The sequence below is a fragment of the Listeria sp. SHR_NRA_18 genome, assembly GCF_003856515.1.
GTDB classification, from domain to species: Bacteria; Bacillota; Bacilli; order Lactobacillales; family Listeriaceae; genus Listeria_A; species Listeria_A newyorkensis.
The window spans coordinates 274,743-292,910 of sequence record NZ_QPKR01000003.1; the positions used below are offsets into that span (position 1 = coordinate 274,743).

Below are 18,168 nucleotides of genomic sequence, written 5' to 3' on the forward strand. Positions count from 1 at the left end.
AATCAAAGAGAGCGTTCACAAACGTTTTTTCAAAAATGGGAGGTTCATTTTATGAGTTTAATGACAAAGTTCGAACACGGAATGGAGAAAGCGCTAGTACCAGTTGCCAACAAATTGAATTCACAGCGGCATATTGCTGCGATTCGTGATGCATTTATTTTAGTTTTTCCTTTAATCATGGCAGGGTCAATTATCCTTTTAATCAACTTCGCAGTGCTTAGTCCAGATGGTTTCATCGCTAAAATCCTATTCTTAGGTAAGATTTTCCCGAATCTCGCGGAGGCTCAAGCGATTTTTGCGCCGGTACTGCAAGGTTCCACCAATATTATGGCCATACTTATCACCTTTTTAGTAGCACGGAATCTCGCAATATTTTTCCAACAGGATGATCTTTTATGTGGTTTGACAGCGATCGGTGCGTTTTTCATCATCTACACGCCGTATCTTGTTGTCGAAAACCAAGCATACATGACTACAAAATTCCTAGGAGCGCAGGGCCTATTCGTAGCGCTAATCGTTGGTATCATCACTGGGGAAGTGTTCAGCCGTCTTGCACGTGCGCCGAGACTTACCATCAAAATGCCAGCCCAAGTGCCACCAGCCGTTTCGCGTTCTTTCAAAGTTTTGATTCCAGTTATTCTCGTGATGATCTTGTTCTCTGTTTTGAACTACTTGATCACATTAATCGCTCCAGAAGGCTTGCATGACCTCGTTTATACGGTTATTCAATCGCCACTTAAAGACATGGGTACGAATATTTATTCTGTCCTATTACTTGGATTTATTTCCAACTTACTATGGGTTCTCGGGATTCACGGTCCGAACACGATTGCTGCGATCCGCGATACCATTTTCACAGAGCCTAACTTGGCAAACTTGAACTATGTAGCACAGCACGGTTCCGCATGGGGCGCGCCTTACCCAACAACTTGGGCAGGTCTAAATGACGCTTTTGCGAACTATGGTGGTTCCGGAATGACGCTCGGTCTTTTGATTGCGATTTTCTTCGCTTCTAAACGTGCCGATCACCGTGATATCGCGAAACTATCGATTGCGCCAGGCTTGTTCAACATTAACGAACCAGTTATTTTCGGTCTTCCAATCGTGCTGAATCCGATCATGGTTATTCCGTTCATCTTTGTTCCAGCGATCAACACGCTAATCGGTTACTTCTTCATTCACTTTAAAATTATTCCGCCAGTCGCGTATCAAGTACCTTGGACAACACCAGGCCCACTGATTCCGTTCCTAGGCACCGGAGGAAATTGGCTGGCACTGCTCGTCGGACTGCTCTGTTTGGCCGTCGCGACCATCTGTTACCTACCATTCGTACTCGTATCCAACAAAGTCGCGGCAAGTGACGCGCAAATGGACGCGAACGCAATGGAATCCGCAACAGCAACTGAAAAATAGGAGTTGAAAAATTTGAAAACCATTGCAGCTTTTGATATCGGCGGAACAACCTTGAAAATGGGACTTGTTTCGAGTGAAGGCGATATTCTCCAACACGAAAAAATGACAATCCCTGATTTTGACGGTGAACTGATATTAGCAGGGATTTCAGAGTATACGAAAAAACACGATGTGGCGGGCGTTGCAATCAGCGCGCCCGGCTACATCAATCCAAAAACTGGTTTTATCACGATGGGTGGCGCAATCCGTGCCTTCGATAATTTTCCCATTCGCGAATACTTAGAAGAAAAAACCGGCCTTCCAGTCACCGTTGAAAATGACGCCAATTGCGTAGCCCTTTGCGAAAAATGGCTTGGTGGCGCGCAAGACTTGGACAATTTTCTCTGCATGACAATCGGAACAGGCATCGGTGGCGGCATTTTCATCGACAGCAAACTGTACAGCGGTTCCCGGTTTCGTGCCGGCGAGTTCGGTTACCTATTCAGCGACCGACCTGGCAGCTACGAACCCGGTAACTATACAATGAACCAAACCACTACGCTACTCGTTTTGCGTCGCCAATACGCCGCACATACAGGCAAAAACCTAAACGAAGTCACTGGTGAAGAAATTTTCGCAGCGTACGACAATCACGACCCAATCGCTGGGAAACTGATTCACGACTTCTACAACGGCCTTTGCACCGGCCTATACAACCTGATTTACTGCTTCGATCCGAGCCACATCTTCATCGGCGGCGGCATCACCGACCGGCCAACGTTCCTAGACGAGCTTAAACATCACATGGCCTTCTTCGATCTACGTGACACCGAACTCGAACTCGTCTCACACAAAAACCAAGCCGGTCTACTCGGCGCAGTATATCATCATTTGTTGTTAACAGAAATCTAAAAATAAGGCGGAAAACTCCAGATTAGGAATTTTCCGCCTTATTTATATTTGGTGCCGATTATACGTCTTCTTCGCCATTGCCTCCAGCAAAAACAACACTGGAATCTGCGTCGTAATATTCGTCTCATGAATCATTTCCTGCGTCACAAAGTAAGGAATATTCACATCCGACAAACCCGCCAACGTATTTTTGCTAGAATTCGTAATGCTGATAATCTTGCTCCCGTACTGCTTCATGTTCTGCGCCTGCAAAATAACCTGCGGCGTCTCACCCGAAACCGACAAAATCACCATCACCGCATTATCAAACTGCTGCGCCGCGTTCGGGTAAAACGGGTCCTTAATGTAAAACGTCCGCTTCTGCAAATTCGAGAAAAACCGCGAGCCATATTCCGCGAGAATTCCCGACGTCCCGATCCCCACAAACACAACCAACTGCGCATCATCAATAATGTCGACAGCCTTATCCAAACTCACATCATAATCCCGACGCAACGTTCGCTCAAAAAACTCCTCCAAAACTTCAATCGTATCCGCCGTTTTTGTCCTCGTTTTCTCCTTCGATGCCTGTTTCAACTGCACCTTAAACTCCGAAAAACCATCATAGCCAAGCTTCCTCGTAAAACGGACAATCGAAGCAGCCGAGACATGCGTTTCATCCGCCAATTCACGCACCCGCATGTACATCACTTTTTCAGAATTATCCATTATGTATCTGTATAAATGCATCTCCGTCTCAGTAAACTTACTCACAATTTCATAAGGAAACATCCATTACCACCCTTTCAACTAAAGGTTTCACGACTTCATTATGTCATATTCCAAAATGAAAAGCTAGCCGTTATTTCCCGGGAAATAATCAAACATTCCTATAATATTCCCCGCAACTCCATCGCGTTCACTAATTTCCCATAATAATTATTCTCTTCCAACGTGAACTGACGCATCCCCAGCACCTCATTCACAACCTCAATCCCAGCATCGCGCAACTTAAATCCCTCCACACGAAGCCCGTCCGACTCCCCTTTAAAAAATGCCCGAAATTCCTGCAAATTCGCCGTCACCATTCCACCGACCTCTTCCTCCTGCAACCTGAAATCCGCCAAATTCCCAGCAAATCGATACAAAAACACATGGCAAAACTCCCGATCCACAAATCCCGGTGAAACATAGCTCGTATCAATCACACCAAGCGATACCAACGCATCAAAAGCCACATCAACACCAAGCTCCTCCTTCACCTCACGAATCCCATCTAAAACCGTCTCATCCTCCGTCAAATGCCCCGCCGCCGTAATATCATACAGCCCCGCAAAATCCTTTTTCCGCTCACTCCGATACTGAATAAAAATCCGCGTCAAATCCTCCGACACAAACCAACAATGAAACGTCTCATGCCACAAACCTTTGTGATGCACGTCATCTCGGCTCGCCGTCCCAATTTGCTGATGCTCCAGATTAAATATTTTCAACTTTTCTACCATCATAATCACCCTTTCATGTTTGATATGGTATGGATTAACCGTTCGCTTTACTCACGCTTACATTGGGGTTGTAACTCATTTTATTTCGAACAACCCAACAATAAAAGATGCTGCTCCTATTCAAGAAACAGCATCAACATCATTTATAAATTCGGTATATTTTTCTTTCTCTTCAAGTAGAAACGTAACGCCAACAGCGCTGCCCCAACAATAACCATAGGATACGGATCCATTTCATAATTCCAGTTCGCCGGAACAACCACCTGCACGACTGTCATAATCGTCATCCACACAAGAATAACCACCATCGCGATCACGAGATACTTCCACGTTCCGCCCTTCTCACCTTGACGCATGGCACCCGCGTATTTACGCAATACCATCATCGCACCACCACCGACAAGGAACGTCACGAATAGCACGGCCAAGCCAAGTGTCTGCCCTTGAAAAATCGCGCTCACACCACTGATCAGCATCATCGCACCAAGTACGAGCAAGCCGCCATCCAGCGCAATCCACCATTTCCCAGCCGTTTCACCAACTGGCGCTGCTTTTACAGTCAAAGCTTTCACATATTCCGTAGGTGTCACGTCGAATAATTTCCGAGCCGTCACACCTTGTTTCTGATTCTCAAGCACTTTCTCCACCATTTCATAGATCAAATTCGCCTGTTGCTCCTCACCATATTGCCCCGTTTCGCGAAGATGCTTCTCCACTTCCTGAACATATTGCAAGTTACGCTTCGTCAAATTCGCCTTCATCTCGCCAATCTCAGGCTTCACTGTTTCTGCTTCTGTTGTCACCGATAAAATCCTCCCTCAAACATACTACCTCTATTATAACCCAATATACATCCCAGTAGAAATATATTTATGAAAAATTACAAACGTTTCCCGTAAACAAACCGAATCCCCACAAACACAGAACCAACCACACTCACACCAAAAATCACCAAGAACCCGACAAAACCAGCCGTTCCAGTCAATTTCACGAAGTCCTGAACCATATTCGCCACGAACATCCCAATCAAAATTGCTGCAATCCCAATTCCCCATGCCCGCATTTTGAGGAAAACAAATAATCTCCCATTCGTTTCAAGCGACTCACGTTCCGCAACAACACCCGCGAAAACCAGCGCTCCAACCAATAATCCCACTTGCAAAATAAGCGGTCCATAAGCCGGCCGAATGAATCCCAGCGGCTCCAAAATCCGACAATAATCACTCCAATACGCCAAATTTCCCGACATATCTTTGTGCATAAAATTTTCAATATGAGCCACAAACGCCAAAATCGTACTCGGCAATAACACCAAGCCAGCCGTCACCAAAATACCACCCAGCGGCGAACCAATCACATAACCCACAACAATCGGCAACAAAAACAACAACAAATACGCCAGCCAACTTCCCAGCACATCCATGATTAATTTTTGCTGGTGAAAATCAACGAACTCTGCCGGTACCTGAGACGTAAAATACCACACACCAAGCCCCAAACTCACAAAATAACTCACCGTAATGACCGCAAAACCAAGCAGCACCTTCACGCCTAGAATCGCCCTCTTAGAATAAGGCATCACCGCTGTGAAATGATTCCCACGAGTATACCGCTCCAAAATCACCGAACACATGCCAAGAATCACCGCCAAAACAAGCGTCAACGTAAACGGCACACTCACCGTAAAATTAAAGAAAAAATATGTATACTGATCCACTTTATCCGATAACTTCGTCTCATACGCCAAATAACGCACCGTCAAATCGTCCCGAATCTCCTGTTTCGTCATCGCAAAATCCGGATCAAGCTCCTGTTCCAACTGAAAATCCTCCGACTTATAATGCGCCTGGCTCTTATTCCAAGCCTCCGTTTCATTCACCAATCCCACAAAAAACGCCAACAAAAACACCAGAAAAACAAGCGGAACGACCCACCTGATTCCCCGCCACTCCTTGTACCACAATCCCTTTTGCCACATAAAATCACCCCTATCTCCGCATCCACGTATTTCTATAAAGCACCATGTAGCAAATCACCAAGCACCCAATAAACGACCCGATACATATAATGAGAAAACCCGTCAACGAAGGCCCATCCGCCGATCCGCCACCCATCCAAAAATTCGTGACTAAAATAGCTCCACCAAACGAAATCAAAATCGCGCTCGGAATACGCAAATACGAGAACGCCAAAACCTTCCCATTATTCTCAATCGAATACCGCTTATAGAAAAACACCGACCCAACTACAAACAAAACAAGCAAAATCAGCTGCAAAATAAAAGGCCCATACTCAAACTCACTATTCCCAAAAACAAGAAATACATTCGCATACGACGTCCAATTCGTCAATTTTTCTGCATCAACATCAGGGTACAACAGCTGCATCAAAACCGACCAAACCACATAAAGATAGCGCGGCATCATGGTAATCACAAGCATCGCAATAACCGTCGCCAGCAACTCGCCCATTACCGTTCCCACAAAAACAGCCACCACAAAAAGCAACAAAAACGTCCCCAAATTCCCGATTAATCCTAGATACACCTTTTGCATATCCAAGTCAATATATTCAGTCGGAATTACCTGAAACATATGCCACAGTCCCAGCCATAAGCTGATGCCATATCCCACCGTAATCGCCAAACCACCAAGCAGCAGCTTCGTTCCAATCATACTTCCACGCTTAAACGGCGCCGCCAACGAAAAATGATCCTTTCGCGTATACCGTTCCCAGCCAACCATCGCCAGCCCCAGAATAACCACCAAAATACTCAACGCAAAATAGGACTGAGACATCGTATACTGCGTCGAAAATTTATCACCCGGAAATCCCGTCGTAAAATAGTTCAACGTCAAACTCGATTTGACCTGTTCCGGAGTCATTTTTGCATCACTCGGCGATTGTTCTTGCTCTTTTTGAAACCCATCCGATTGGAAATAGTCATATTGCGACTGCCAACTCTCCGTATCCGAGTAAAGCCCACCGGTTTGCGCATAAAGAAACAACAGCATTAATACAACCACAATCCACCGCACACCGCGCCATTCCTTCAACCACAAATGCTTATTAAACAATGCTCCTCACCCCTCAAATCTCGTAGTAGTCGACCTTATCATCCGCCAATCGAATTGTAAAAACGTCCTCAATCGTAATCGCCATTTCCTGATACAAAATCGGCTCTTCCATCCTAACCTTGCTCACGAAATCATCCGTATTTTCCGTCACCAACAACGTGTAAATCCGCCCATTCCGCTGCAAAAGCTCTGATTCCTCTTTCACAAACACAGGCACATGCTTCGACTTAAACGCCACCTGGATCTTCAACGCCGTGTCACGCAACGACTCCAAATAATAATCCAATTCCAGCGTCGTTCCCTTCAAAACCAACACCCGATCCGCCACCATTTCCAGCTCATCCAAGCGATGCGAGGCAATCAACACACTCGTTTTCCGATCCGCAACCGTCTCCAAAATAAACTGCAACAACTGCTTCTTCACAATCACGTCCAGCCCATCCATCGGCTCATCCAGCAACAAATAACGAACATCCAAAGAAAACGCCAAAATCATGAAAAATAACGCCTTGCGTCCCTTCGAAAACGACATCACCTTCGCTTTTTTCGGCAATTCAAAACGCTCCATCAACGAATCAAAAAATTCCTCATCAAATGTAGCGTAAACATTCTTATAAATTTTCACAACAGCCTTCACACTATACGAATTAAAATAGTTCATGTTATCTTCCAAAAAGAAAATATTCTTCTTCAACGCCGGATGTTTGCGTAAATCTTGCCCATCAATCGCCACATGACCCGCATCCGCCAAATACATCCCCGCGATAATCGAGAACAGCGTCGTTTTCCCAACTCCATTCCGTCCAATCAGCGCCGTAATCTCACCCGACTTCAGCTCAAAAGAAATGTCCTCCAATACCAAATTGCCCTCAATCCGCTTCGTGACACTATCGATAATCATCTACTCCACCCCTCCCAAGCTCGTATAATATTCGCTCACCAAACCTTGCAGCTCCTGCTCCTCGATTCGTAAATAATTCGCTTCCAAAACTAATTCCTCTAAATTTTGTCTAAATAACGCAAGCGCCTCTTCATTCGGACTATTATCACTAGCATACGCTACATACGAGCCTTTTCCAAGCTTGGTCTCAATAATCCCCAGCCGCTCTAACTCCTTGTATGCCTTACCAACCGTATTAGGATTCACTAAAATATGCGTCGACATTTCACGAACACTCATCAATTTTTCGCCTGGCTGTAGGACTCCACTGATGCAATAGCCCTTGATTAAGGCTACAATCTGCTCATAAATCGGAACATGACTTTGAGAATCTAACGTATACATCCCCATCACTCTCCTCATGTGTCCTATTATAACTAGTACACTTCTAAAAGTAAAGATTTATATTACAAATGTTTCAAATATATTTCTTGTACGTTTCATCACGAAATATTGGTAATCTAAAACCATTTTCTATACTATTGACCATAATTATTGTAAGATAAAGCTATTGAACAAAATGGACTACAAGAAGGTGAAATCGTGTTATATAAAAATGACAATTTGTTTCCAATACTAGAACAACACGCCGATTTGAAAAAAAGGCTCTTTAATGGAAACTTTGGACTTGAAAAAGAAAATGTGCGAGTAGATGAAAACGGAAATTTATCACTTACACCACACCCCGCCATTTTTGGCCTAAAAGAAGAAAATCCCTACATCAAAACCGATTTTTCGGAAAGTCAAATCGAAATGATCACACCCGTCAGCGGCTCGGTTGACGAAGTATATACATCCATGGAAAACCTGCAAAATATCGTATCAGACCGGGTTCGTGACGAATATTTATGGCCAAGCAGCAACCCGCCAATCCTTCCAGCAGAACAAGATATCCCAATAGCTGTTTATCAAGATCCGAATTCAGCGAGCAGACTCTACCGTGAGCACCTAGCCCGCGAATATGGCAAGAAAATTCAACTTTTCTCCGGTATTCACTATAATTTCTCGTTCTCAGATGACTTTTTAGAACGACTACACACAAGCATGGGCGGCGAAAAATCACTACAAGACTTCAAAAACCAAATTTACCTCAAAGTCGCCAAATACTTCATGCAAAATCGCTGGTTCCTACTTTACCTAACAGGAGCAAGCCCAGTCTATCTACCAAATTTTCTGAATAAAACTCCCGACAACGAAGTTTCACGTGAAACATCCGACCTTGCGCTTAACAATGGTATCTCTCTGCGCAATAGTCACGCCGGGTATAAAAATAAATGTTCCCTTCACGTTGACTACGATAGCTTCGATGGCTATATTTCAAGCATCGAATCGTGGATTAATCAAGGGAAAATCGACAGTATGCGCGAACTCTACAACCCAATTCGGATGAAAAACGCCCATACCGATCAATCACTCGCAGGCCTTGCCCAAGCTGGCGTCGAATACATTGAAATCCGCTCATTGGATCTAAACCCATTCGACCCAAACGGTATCACGAAGGAGACGCTACATTTTATCCAGCTACTCCTAGTCACAGGCCTATTAACCGAGAGCACCGCTTTTGACCAAATACAACAAGAACAATCCGACCAAAACGAAGAGCGAATCGCGAGCAACGGCTTAACCAAGCCAGATATATACGTTAACGGCGCAGAAGTCCCATTCGATCAAGCAGTTGAAAAACTCCTAACAGAAATGGAAAACGTCGCAAAACTAACCGATACAACCGATTTCGAAAGCATCATCGAGACACAACGCGACATAAGCCAACACCCAGAAAAAACAATCGCGTCACAAATCACAGCAACACCCGAATCATTCGTATCCTTCAACCTTGAAAAAGCGAAAACCTACCTAGAACAAAGCATGCAGAACGCTTACAAGCTCATCGGTTACGAAGATATGGAACTCTCCACGCAAATCGTTTTGAAATCCGCGGTAACAAAAGGTTTATCCATTGAACTCCTAGACCGCGAAGAAAATTTCATTCGTCTCGAAAAAGGAAATCAAGTCGAATACATCAAACAAGCAACGAAAACCGCGCGCGACAGCTACATCAGTGCTCTTATCATGGAAAACAAAGTCGTCACGAAACAAATTCTAGCAGAAAACGACATCGAAGTACCACACGGTCAGCATTTTTCAGATATTGAAACTGCACGCGAGAGCTTCGAACTATTCGCCGACAAACCGATCGTTATCAAGCCGAAATCAACCAATTTTGGCATCGGAATCAGCATTTTCAAAGACGGATTTAGCCAAGAAAACTACGAAGAAGCTCTAAAAATCGCTTTTGGCTACGATTCTTCCGTTATCATCGAGACCTACATCCCTGGCGACGAATACCGTTTCCTAGTTATCGACGGTAAAATCGCGGGTATCCTAAAACGCGTACCAGCCAATATCACTGGTGACGGGACACGTACGATTTCAGAACTCATCGACGAAAAAAACCTAGATCCATTACGAGGCACCGATCATCTCAAGCCTTTAGAAATAATCCAAAAAGGCCCAGAAGAAACGCTCATGCTCTCCATGCAAGGATTCAGCATGTCCGACATTCCTGAGGATGGCCAAATCGTATATCTCCGCGAAAACTCAAATATAAGTACTGGCGGTGATAGCATCGACGTAACAGACCTGATTCACCCCTACTACCAAGAGCTAGCGATTAAATGCGCCAAAGCCGTTGACGCGAATCTATGCGGTGTCGATATCATTGTTTCACGTGAAACAATCGCAAACGGCCCCTATGCTGTGATTGAACTCAACTTCAACCCAGCCATCCAGATTCACTCCTTCCCATACCAAGGAGAAAACCGCCGAATCGGCGATATCATTCTAGACTTTCTTTTTAAAGATAAACTATAATATGCGAACACCTCATGTCAACTAGATATGAGGTGTTTTTTCTTGGCGCAGTTGATTCTTATACAAATTATATTTCACAAACAATAATTCTGCGACAACGTATAAACTAGCAGTCGCCTCAAAAGAATGAGTACTTTGATTATCAAAATGAATCTCCGTTGTTGAGATATAGATATTTTCTACACTTAACCTCGCAAGCGTACTGTTCTTCATTTTCGAAATCGAAATCACCGGCACACCCATCAGCTTCAGCTCCATCGCGGTTGAAACAATCGATTTCGACTCACCATTAAGCGATATTAAGATGACCAAATCGTCCGGTTTCACAATCTTAAAAAACTCCTTATTTATCGTAATAGAATCCACATCATACAGACAGTCCCCACCGTGCAAAAACAGCCGTTTCAAGTGCTTTGCCACCGCCATCTGGAAATCCCCTGATCCAAAAACAAAAACACGATTTGCCCCGTAAATTAGTCGACAAATCGGCTGAAAATCCTTCTTCGTTACCTCATGAATCACATCCACATAACCGTCGCTAATAACCTCCGTTACCTCGTCCGCCATGTTCACACTATACTCCAAATCCCATTTCAAGTGTACCTTCAACTCACTATACCCTTCCAAAGAAATCTTTTTAGCAAAACGAAGAATCGTCGTTCGAGAAACATTGCACAGTTTTGCCATTTCATTGATGCTCATACTACTGCAATCTTTTTTGTGTGCCTGAATATACTTCCAAATATGCAGGTCATTTTGGTTCAGCAGCTCATAATTTTTATTGACTAGTTCCTCTAATTTCATTGCGTTCATTCCTCACTCCATAGTCGTGTTAGCGTTTTCATGTATATTGTATCATTAAAAACTTCCGTGCGCGACCAGGTTGTGAAATGTCACAGCTTTTGTGAAAGATTCCTGTTCTTGTAATTAGGAGATAAAACGCCAAAAGGGATTGTAATGCGCCCAACTAGTGGCTAGAATAAAGCACAAGGACGTCTTAAAAAATAAAAAGGAGGTTTTCAAAAGATATGATGAAAAAGATTCAACGTTTTGGAGGCGCAATGCTAGCCCCAGCCCTTCTGTTTTCTTTTGCAGGTATTGTGGTTGGTTTCTCAATCTTATTTATGAATCCTGATATTATGGGAGGGCTTGCGAATCCAAATGGTCTCTGGTTTAAAATTTGGAATGTCATCGCCGAGGGAGCTTGGGCGGTATTCAGACAAATTCCACTACTATTCGTTATCGGTTTACCCATCGGTCTCGCAAAATCGCAAAGTGGTCGCGCTTGTTTAGAGGCACTGGTTACTTATGTCACTTTTAACTATTTTCTATCTGCCATCCTAACAACATGGAGTTCTTTCTTTGGTGTAGATATGACGCAAGAAGTCGGTGGTACGAGCGGTCTTGCTAACATTGCCGGCATTAAAACACTAGACACAGGTATGGTTGGTGCACTCATTATTTCCGGAATCGTCGTTTTCCTGCACAATCGTTATTTCGATACCGAATTACCCGAAGTATTGGGCGTTTTCCGCGGTACATCGTTTATCGTTATTTTAGGATTCCTAGTTATGTTACCGGTTGCATTCCTGTTCGCCTTCATCTGGCCACATTTCCAATCAGTAATGCTCGACATGCAAAAATTCTTCATCTCATCCGGCGTATTCGGCGTTTGGATTTACTCCTTCTTGGAAAAAATCCTGATCCCGACCGGGTTACATCACTTCATTTATTCTCCGTTTGCCTACGATAATGCCGTCGTTCCAGGTGGTATGGCTGCTTACTGGGCAACGCATTTAGGAGAATTCCAAACAACCGAACAAACATTGAAAGAAATGTATCCCGCCGGCGGTTTCGCGCTATCTGGCATGTCGAAAGTATTCGGTTCCATCGGGATTACACTCGCTTTCTACAAAACAGCAAAACCTGAAAAACGCAAAGCAGTGCTCGGTTTAATGATTCCGGTCGCAGCCACAGCCGTTTTCGCAGGAATCACTGAACCACTCGAGTTCACATTCCTATTTTTTGCACCGATTCTGTTCGTTATTCACGCCCTACTCGCTGCAACAATTTCTACCACTGCCTATGCATTTGGCGTTGTTGGTGATTTCGGCGGCGGTCTCATTAACTGGTTTGCGATCAATTGGTTGCCACTTTGGAAGTACCATTGGCCGACCTATCTGACGCAAATCGCCATTGGAATTGTATTCGTCTTCATCTGGTATTTCATTTTCAGCTTCCTTATCAAAAAAATGGATCTGAAAACGCCTGGTAGAGAAGACGATAGCGATGAAATGAAGCTCTACAGTAAATCTGATTACAAAGAGAAAAAATCCGGAAAAGGCAATGCTAATGCGGATAAAGCAGCAAGTTTCCTAACGTATCTCGGTGGAAAAGAAAACATTGTCGACGTTACGAACTGCGCAACAAGATTGAGGCTCACCGTAACTGACCCCGATCTCGTCGCCTCCGATGCCGTTTTCAGACAAGTCGGCGCCCAAGGACTCGTGAAAAACGGTGGCGCAATCCAAATTATCGTCGGCCTATCCGTCCCATCCTTACGTGATGAATTCGAAAAACTATTATAAGAAGAGGAGTTTTTAAAAATGAAAAAAAGTTCTGTATTAATCGCTGGTGGAGGAAGTACTTATACTGCTGGAATCGTAGTTATGCTACTAGAATCAGTCAAGGAATTCCCAGTACGAAAAATCAAATTATACGATAATGATGAAGAACGTCAGCGAAAGGTAGCCGAAGCGTGTGCCATTATTGTGAACGAATACGATCCAGAAATCGAGTTTTCCTACTCAACAGACCCAGAAGAATCCTTCACAGACGTGGATTTTGTCATGGCACAATTACGCGTCGGAAAATACGCCATGCGGGAACAAGATGAGAAAATTCCATTCAAACACGGCGTTGTAGGACAAGAAACCTGCGGACCAGGCGGAATCGCATACGGCTTACGCTCGATCGGACCAATTATCGATTTAGTAGACTACATGGAGAAATACTCCCCCGACGCATGGCTTTTAAACTACTCAAATCCCGCCGCCATTGTCGCAGAAGGAACGCGCCGCCTAAGACCGAATTCTAAAATCATCAACATTTGCGATATGCCGATTTGTTTAGAAGATATCATGGCCCGCGCAATCGGCCTACAAAACCGCAAAGCCATGGAAGTTCGCTATTTCGGTTTGAATCATTTTGGCTGGTGGACGAGCATCAAAGACCACGACGGCAATGACTTAATGGAAAAAATCAAGGCGCACGTTAGCAAACAAGGTTACACAGAAAACACGCCTGCTGGTCAACACAAAGAAGCAAGCTGGCTAGATGCAATGCGCGCCGGGAAAGAACTACTCGAAATCGAGCCTCAGTTCCTCTCCAATACGTACTTAAAATACTACTTAATGGCCGACGAAACGGTTGCTCATGCCAATAAAGAATACACGAGAGCAAACGAAATCATCGACGGACGCGAAAAAGAAGTTTTTGCAGAGTGCGCTCGTATTGTTGAAGCAAAAACCGCAAAAGGTACAACTCTTCATTCCAACGAGCACGCATCATTCATCGTTGACTTGGCTAAAGCACTCACGTTCAACACGAAAGAAAGAATGCTACTCATCACAGAAAACAATGGCGCCATCAGCAATTTCAGCGACGACGCAATGGTTGAAGTACCATGCATCGTTGGAAAAGACGGATACGAACCACTAACAATGGGCAAAATCCCAACTTTCCAAAAAGGCATGATGGAACAACAAATCGCCTCTGAAAAACTGGCAATCGAGGGCTGGATAGAAGGCTCTTATCAAAAAGTTTGGCAATCCCTAACGATGAGCAAAACCGTTCCAAGCGCGAAGGTAGCCAAAGATATTTTAGACGATTTTATCGAAGTGAACAAAGAATTTTGGCCTGAATTAAAATAAAAAGAAGCATCCGTATCGGCGTGTTTTGCCTCGTCAAGATACGCCGACACCTGGATGTGAAAGGAAGTGCCACAATGAAAACCATCGTTCTATCCAAATTCCAAACCGTGCGAAGCCAAATAACCTCAGCAAAAATTTTGCACATCGCTGAAATCTTATTTATCGTCTTTCCGTTGCTGTTCCTCGGTTTACTAGGACTCGTATCTTGGCATAGTAACGCCGACATCATGGAACCAGTACGCCTAAATCCCGTTTACGCACTATACTTCATCCTATTTTTAAGCTTCTTTTTCTGCGCTTTTATCGTCAAAAATATGAAGAAATCACTGGCTAATAAGCAGAGCCAAGATCTCCTAAAAATCGCCACTCTAGCCCTGATATTAACACAATTATTCGCGATGAATCTGATTTGCGGCTGGCTATTACTCTGGTTTGCGAAAAAAGAATATGGTATGGATGTTTTCCGAATTAGCTGGAAAGGCCTGAAACAAGCACCGCAAAAATGGCTGCTCCTTGTTAGCGGCTACACCTTGTTTATCTCCTTGTTCGTCTGTATCATCAGATTTAGCTTATAAATTACATAGAAAGAAGGAATTATGATGTTTTCATTCAAAAAAAAGACGCCAAAAACGACTGTCCTGCTATCTCCTGCAACTGGTAAATGTATCCCCTTAGAAGACGTTCCAGACGAAGTTTTCTCCACAAAAATGATGGGGGATGGCGTCGCGTTTGACTTGGCAGAAAGTACGATTTTTGCGCCAGCTGATGGGAAAATAACGTTCATCGCCGAAACAAAGCATGCAATCGGTATGACATTGACTTCGGGTATCGAGATTTTAATCCATGTTGGGCTTGATACGGTGATGCTTGGCGGAGAAGGCTTCGATGTGTTGGTGGAAGTTGGTCAAAAAGTGAAGGCTGGCGCAGAATTATTGGAGATTGATTTGGCCTTAATGGCGAAACATCATTTGCAGCTGACCACACCTTTGATTGTGATGGCAAACGACGCTATAACGCTCACACCAATGGCTCTCGAGAAAAAAGTAATCGGCGGAGAAACTGCTGTTTTAACTTTATAACTTAATAGGAATGGAGATTTTCTCTGTGAATCAAGAACGAGAACGAAGACTTTTTAGTTGGCTTTACGTATGTATGTATATGGCTTTTTCCTTTGGTTTAACGCAATTTACGCCGTTTTTATCAAAGATTGGCTATGATGAGATGGAACGGGGTATTTTGTTATCTTCTTACGCCTTAATTACGATTTTTTTGCAGATGTTTATCGGATTTTTTGCGGATAAATACCAGACAATTAAGCGGTTTATTGTCGTTTTGATGATCATCTATTTACTCACCACATGCCTGTTCTACCTGACCGAATCGAAACTGTTTTTCCTGCATCTACTCCTACTCGCCATTAGTGGTGGCCTCATTAATACGTGTACCGGACTGAGCGACACATGGATTTTAAAAAGTAGTCCTTATCTGCGAAATAACTTCCCATTTATAAAAGCATTCGGCTCCATCGGCTGGGCTGGCGGTAGTATTTTATTATCATTTTTAATCGCAAAAGCTGGTTATACGGGCTTGAGTTTCGGGATTTTTTTATTATCGCTGTTTAGTTTAGTACTTATTTTTTTCCTGACTGATGTTGGAAAATCGACGAAGCACAGCGCAAAAGTGACGTTGGCAGATTTTAAGGAAGTCATTTTTAATAAGGATTATCGTTTGTTAGTTTTTATTTTATTCCTACTTTACAGCGTGATTATTGCGAATAACATTACCGTTGTCGATAAAATGTTGCAGCTAGGCGCGTCGGACTTGCAGATTGGTTACAAATGGTCGATTCAATCCTTACTTGAAATACCATCCTACTTATTCGGAGCCGCCTTTTTGCGCAAATATAGCAACTTCGCTTTGCTAATGATTTGTGCCGTGACACTAACGACGCAATTTATCGGTTTTTCACTCACGGAGAACGTGTGGGTTATTATTTTGCTGAGCGGATTACAATTCCTCACAACGCCGATTATCATGATTGCATCGAAACAACTGATTTTCCATATGACCACAGAACGAATGCAATCCACGAGCCAACTATTCGCGCTAAGCATTTTCACAGGCCTATCTTCACTCCTCATCCCAATTGTAGCCGGCTCACTCATAAAATACTTCAATGTAAATCTGACACTATTACTACTAGCCACGTTGCCCATCATCGCATTCGGATGCATCATTTTCTTGAAAAAACGAGTCATCATACACGCATAAAAAAACCGCCTCACCATCCCTGGCAAAACGATTTTTTAACTATACAACATGATAAATACCGCCAAACCTCAGCGAGCCGACAAATACTTAGATCCTAGGCAAAGCGCGTTTAAATGAGCGTTTGTCGGTCCGTTGAGAGATTAGACGTTGAATAGGAAATGCACGACATCCCCATCTTTCATCACATACTCCTTACCTTCTGAACGCAGTCTCCCAGCCACTTTTGCGGCTTGTTCTGAACCGTGTTCTAGCAAATCATCATATGAAACCACTTCAGCACGAATGAATCCACGCTCGAAATCCGTATGAATGACGCCGGCACATGCTGGAGCCTTCATGCCATTGCGGAATGTCCAAGCGCGAACTTCTTGAACACCTGCCGTAAAGTAAGTAGACAAGCCAAGTAACGTGTACGCCGCACGAATCAATTGATCCAAGCCAGACTCCTCAATACCAAGCGCCTCAAGGAATTCAGCTTTATCTTCCTCGTCAAGCTCCGCGATCTCTTCCTCCGCACGCGCACAAATAACAATAACCTCAGAACCTTCGCCAGCAGCCAATTCACGCACTTGTTGCACGTATTTATTGTTATCTGGATCGCCAACTTCGTCCTCAGCAACATTCGCCACGTACAATACCGGTTTACGAGTCAACAAGAACAATCCGCGAACAATTTTGTCCTCATCCTCATTAAATTCAATAGAACGAGCCGGTTTATCATTCTCCAAAGCCTCTTTCAGCTTCACAAGAACATTATATTCCGCAATCGCATCTTTATCTTTTTGCTTCGTCGCCAGCTTCTCAACACGGCTAATGCGCTTATCAACCGTCTCTAAATCTGCCAAAATAAGCTCCAAATTAATGACCGCGATATCATCAAGCGGGTCAATGCGGCCTTCCACATGCGTGATGTTTTCATCTTCAAAACAACGCGTTACGTGACAAATCGCGTCCACTTGGCGAATATGAGACAAGAACTGATTTCCAAGCCCCTCACCCTTACTCGCGCCCTTCACGATTCCCGCAATATCCGTAAATTCGAATGTCGTCGGTACCGTTTTCTTCGGTTTCACAAGCTCCGTCAATTTGTTCAGACGCGCATCAGGAACCTCAACAATTCCCATATTCGGTTCAATCGTCGCGAAAGGATAGTTTGCCGCTTCCACTTTTGATTTCGTAATCGCGTTAAAAAGTGTTGATTTTCCAACGTTTGGAAGACCAACAATACCTGCTGTTAATGCCATTTAAATGAACTCCTTTGATCGAAAAGCACAATCGCTTCCCTCATT

17 protein-coding genes are annotated in these 18,168 nt (G+C 43.8%); 8 read left to right on the top strand and 9 right to left on the bottom strand.

Translation table 11 applies throughout. The features are described 5' to 3' along the window. The first annotated feature begins 51 nt into the window (after positions 1–51). The gene (locus DUK53_RS06820; RefSeq protein ID WP_036132455.1) at positions 52–1,413 is read left to right on the top strand and encodes a PTS sugar transporter subunit IIC; all 1,362 of its coding nucleotides are present in this window, start codon (positions 52–54) and stop codon (positions 1,411–1,413) included. Positions 1,414–1,425: 12 nt separating this feature from the next. Further along, positions 1,426–2,304 carry an ROK family protein gene (locus tag DUK53_RS06825; RefSeq protein WP_036132453.1) on the top strand — a complete coding sequence of 293 codons (879 nt, stop codon included), beginning with the start codon at positions 1,426–1,428 and terminating at the stop codon, positions 2,302–2,304. A gap of 42 nt (positions 2,305–2,346) precedes the next feature. Here DUK53_RS06825 and DUK53_RS06830 read toward each other — a convergent pair whose 3' ends face one another. The 7 genes from DUK53_RS06830 to DUK53_RS06860 form a co-directional block, all read right to left on the bottom strand. Further along, positions 2,347–3,075 (bottom strand): MurR/RpiR family transcriptional regulator, encoded by a 729-nt coding sequence (locus DUK53_RS06830; RefSeq protein ID WP_036093012.1) that lies wholly within the window; start codon positions 3,073–3,075, stop codon positions 2,347–2,349. 98 nt (positions 3,076–3,173) lie between these two features. Further along, entirely contained in the window at positions 3,174–3,791 is a 618-nt protein-coding gene (locus DUK53_RS06835; RefSeq protein WP_036132451.1) for an NUDIX hydrolase, read from the bottom strand. 140 nt (positions 3,792–3,931) lie between these two features. Beyond that, complete coding sequence (locus DUK53_RS06840) at positions 3,932–4,591, bottom strand: DUF1129 domain-containing protein (protein ID WP_036132450.1); 660 nt, start codon at positions 4,589–4,591, stop codon at positions 3,932–3,934. A 77-nt stretch (positions 4,592–4,668) separates the two neighbouring features. Beyond that, the gene (locus DUK53_RS06845; RefSeq protein WP_036132446.1) at positions 4,669–5,766 is read right to left on the bottom strand and encodes a hypothetical protein; all 1,098 of its coding nucleotides are present in this window, start codon (positions 5,764–5,766) and stop codon (positions 4,669–4,671) included. A 10-nt stretch (positions 5,767–5,776) separates the two neighbouring features. Next, complete coding sequence (locus tag DUK53_RS06850) at positions 5,777–6,865, bottom strand: ABC transporter permease subunit (protein ID WP_036093006.1); 1,089 nt, start codon at positions 6,863–6,865, stop codon at positions 5,777–5,779. A gap of 13 nt (positions 6,866–6,878) precedes the next feature. After that, the gene (locus tag DUK53_RS06855) at positions 6,879–7,766 is read right to left on the bottom strand and encodes an ATP-binding cassette domain-containing protein (RefSeq protein ID WP_036132443.1); all 888 of its coding nucleotides are present in this window, start codon (positions 7,764–7,766) and stop codon (positions 6,879–6,881) included. Then, the gene (locus DUK53_RS06860) at positions 7,767–8,150 is read right to left on the bottom strand and encodes a GntR family transcriptional regulator (RefSeq protein WP_036132440.1); all 384 of its coding nucleotides are present in this window, start codon (positions 8,148–8,150) and stop codon (positions 7,767–7,769) included. It lies immediately after the preceding gene. Positions 8,151–8,348: 198 nt separating this feature from the next. On the opposite strand from DUK53_RS06860, the gene gshAB reads away from it, so the two are divergent. Further along, positions 8,349–10,676, top strand: a complete 2,328-nt coding sequence (gene gshAB / locus DUK53_RS06865) for a bifunctional glutamate--cysteine ligase GshA/glutathione synthetase GshB (protein WP_036132437.1) — start codon at positions 8,349–8,351, stop codon at positions 10,674–10,676. Positions 10,677–10,697: 21 nt separating this feature from the next. Here the strand turns inward: gshAB and DUK53_RS06870 are convergent, their stop codons facing one another. After that, positions 10,698–11,489: a MurR/RpiR family transcriptional regulator gene (locus tag DUK53_RS06870; RefSeq protein ID WP_236637278.1), complete on the bottom strand. Its 792-nt coding sequence runs from the start codon at positions 11,487–11,489 to the stop codon at positions 10,698–10,700. 215 nt (positions 11,490–11,704) lie between these two features. On the opposite strand from DUK53_RS06870, the gene DUK53_RS06875 reads away from it, so the two are divergent. From DUK53_RS06875 to DUK53_RS06895, 5 genes are all read left to right on the top strand, one after another. Then, positions 11,705–13,264, top strand: a complete 1,560-nt coding sequence (locus DUK53_RS06875; RefSeq protein ID WP_036093002.1) for an alpha-glucoside-specific PTS transporter subunit IIBC — start codon at positions 11,705–11,707, stop codon at positions 13,262–13,264. A gap of 18 nt (positions 13,265–13,282) precedes the next feature. Next, positions 13,283–14,608, top strand: a complete 1,326-nt coding sequence (locus DUK53_RS06880; protein WP_036093001.1) for a 6-phospho-alpha-glucosidase — start codon at positions 13,283–13,285, stop codon at positions 14,606–14,608. Between the two features lie 74 nt (positions 14,609–14,682). Further along, complete coding sequence (locus DUK53_RS06885) at positions 14,683–15,183, top strand: hypothetical protein (protein WP_036132434.1); 501 nt, start codon at positions 14,683–14,685, stop codon at positions 15,181–15,183. A 24-nt stretch (positions 15,184–15,207) separates the two neighbouring features. Further along, positions 15,208–15,687, top strand: a complete 480-nt coding sequence (locus DUK53_RS06890; protein ID WP_036092997.1) for a PTS sugar transporter subunit IIA — start codon at positions 15,208–15,210, stop codon at positions 15,685–15,687. Between the two features lie 25 nt (positions 15,688–15,712). Then, entirely contained in the window at positions 15,713–16,879 is a 1,167-nt protein-coding gene (locus DUK53_RS06895) for an MFS transporter (protein ID WP_124892645.1), read from the top strand. A 140-nt stretch (positions 16,880–17,019) separates the two neighbouring features. On the opposite strand, the gene ychF is transcribed toward DUK53_RS06895, so the two are convergent. Next, positions 17,020–18,123 carry a redox-regulated ATPase YchF gene (ychF, locus tag DUK53_RS06900; protein WP_036132429.1) on the bottom strand — a complete coding sequence of 368 codons (1,104 nt, stop codon included), beginning with the start codon at positions 18,121–18,123 and terminating at the stop codon, positions 17,020–17,022. Positions 18,124–18,168 lie beyond the last annotated feature (45 nt).

Coding starts and splice junctions, on each gene's coding strand:
- DUK53_RS06845 (WP_036132446.1), bottom strand. CDS start 5,766: ATGTGGCAAAAGGGATTGTGGTACAAGGAGTGGCGGGGAATCAGGTGG.
- ychF (WP_036132429.1), bottom strand. CDS start 18,123: ATGGCATTAACAGCAGGTATTGTTGGTCTTCCAAACGTTGGAAAATCA.
- DUK53_RS06820 (WP_036132455.1), top strand. CDS start 52: ATGAGTTTAATGACAAAGTTCGAACACGGAATGGAGAAAGCGCTAGTA.
- DUK53_RS06880 (WP_036093001.1), top strand. CDS start 13,283: ATGAAAAAAAGTTCTGTATTAATCGCTGGTGGAGGAAGTACTTATACT.
- DUK53_RS06855 (WP_036132443.1), bottom strand. CDS start 7,766: ATGATTATCGATAGTGTCACGAAGCGGATTGAGGGCAATTTGGTATTG.
- DUK53_RS06885 (WP_036132434.1), top strand. CDS start 14,683: ATGAAAACCATCGTTCTATCCAAATTCCAAACCGTGCGAAGCCAAATA.
- DUK53_RS06875 (WP_036093002.1), top strand. CDS start 11,705: ATGATGAAAAAGATTCAACGTTTTGGAGGCGCAATGCTAGCCCCAGCC.
- DUK53_RS06890 (WP_036092997.1), top strand. CDS start 15,208: ATGTTTTCATTCAAAAAAAAGACGCCAAAAACGACTGTCCTGCTATCT.
- DUK53_RS06835 (WP_036132451.1), bottom strand. CDS start 3,791: ATGATGGTAGAAAAGTTGAAAATATTTAATCTGGAGCATCAGCAAATT.
- DUK53_RS06870 (WP_236637278.1), bottom strand. CDS start 11,489: ATGAACGCAATGAAATTAGAGGAACTAGTCAATAAAAATTATGAGCTG.
- DUK53_RS06860 (WP_036132440.1), bottom strand. CDS start 8,150: ATGTATACGTTAGATTCTCAAAGTCATGTTCCGATTTATGAGCAGATT.
- DUK53_RS06830 (WP_036093012.1), bottom strand. CDS start 3,075: ATGTTTCCTTATGAAATTGTGAGTAAGTTTACTGAGACGGAGATGCAT.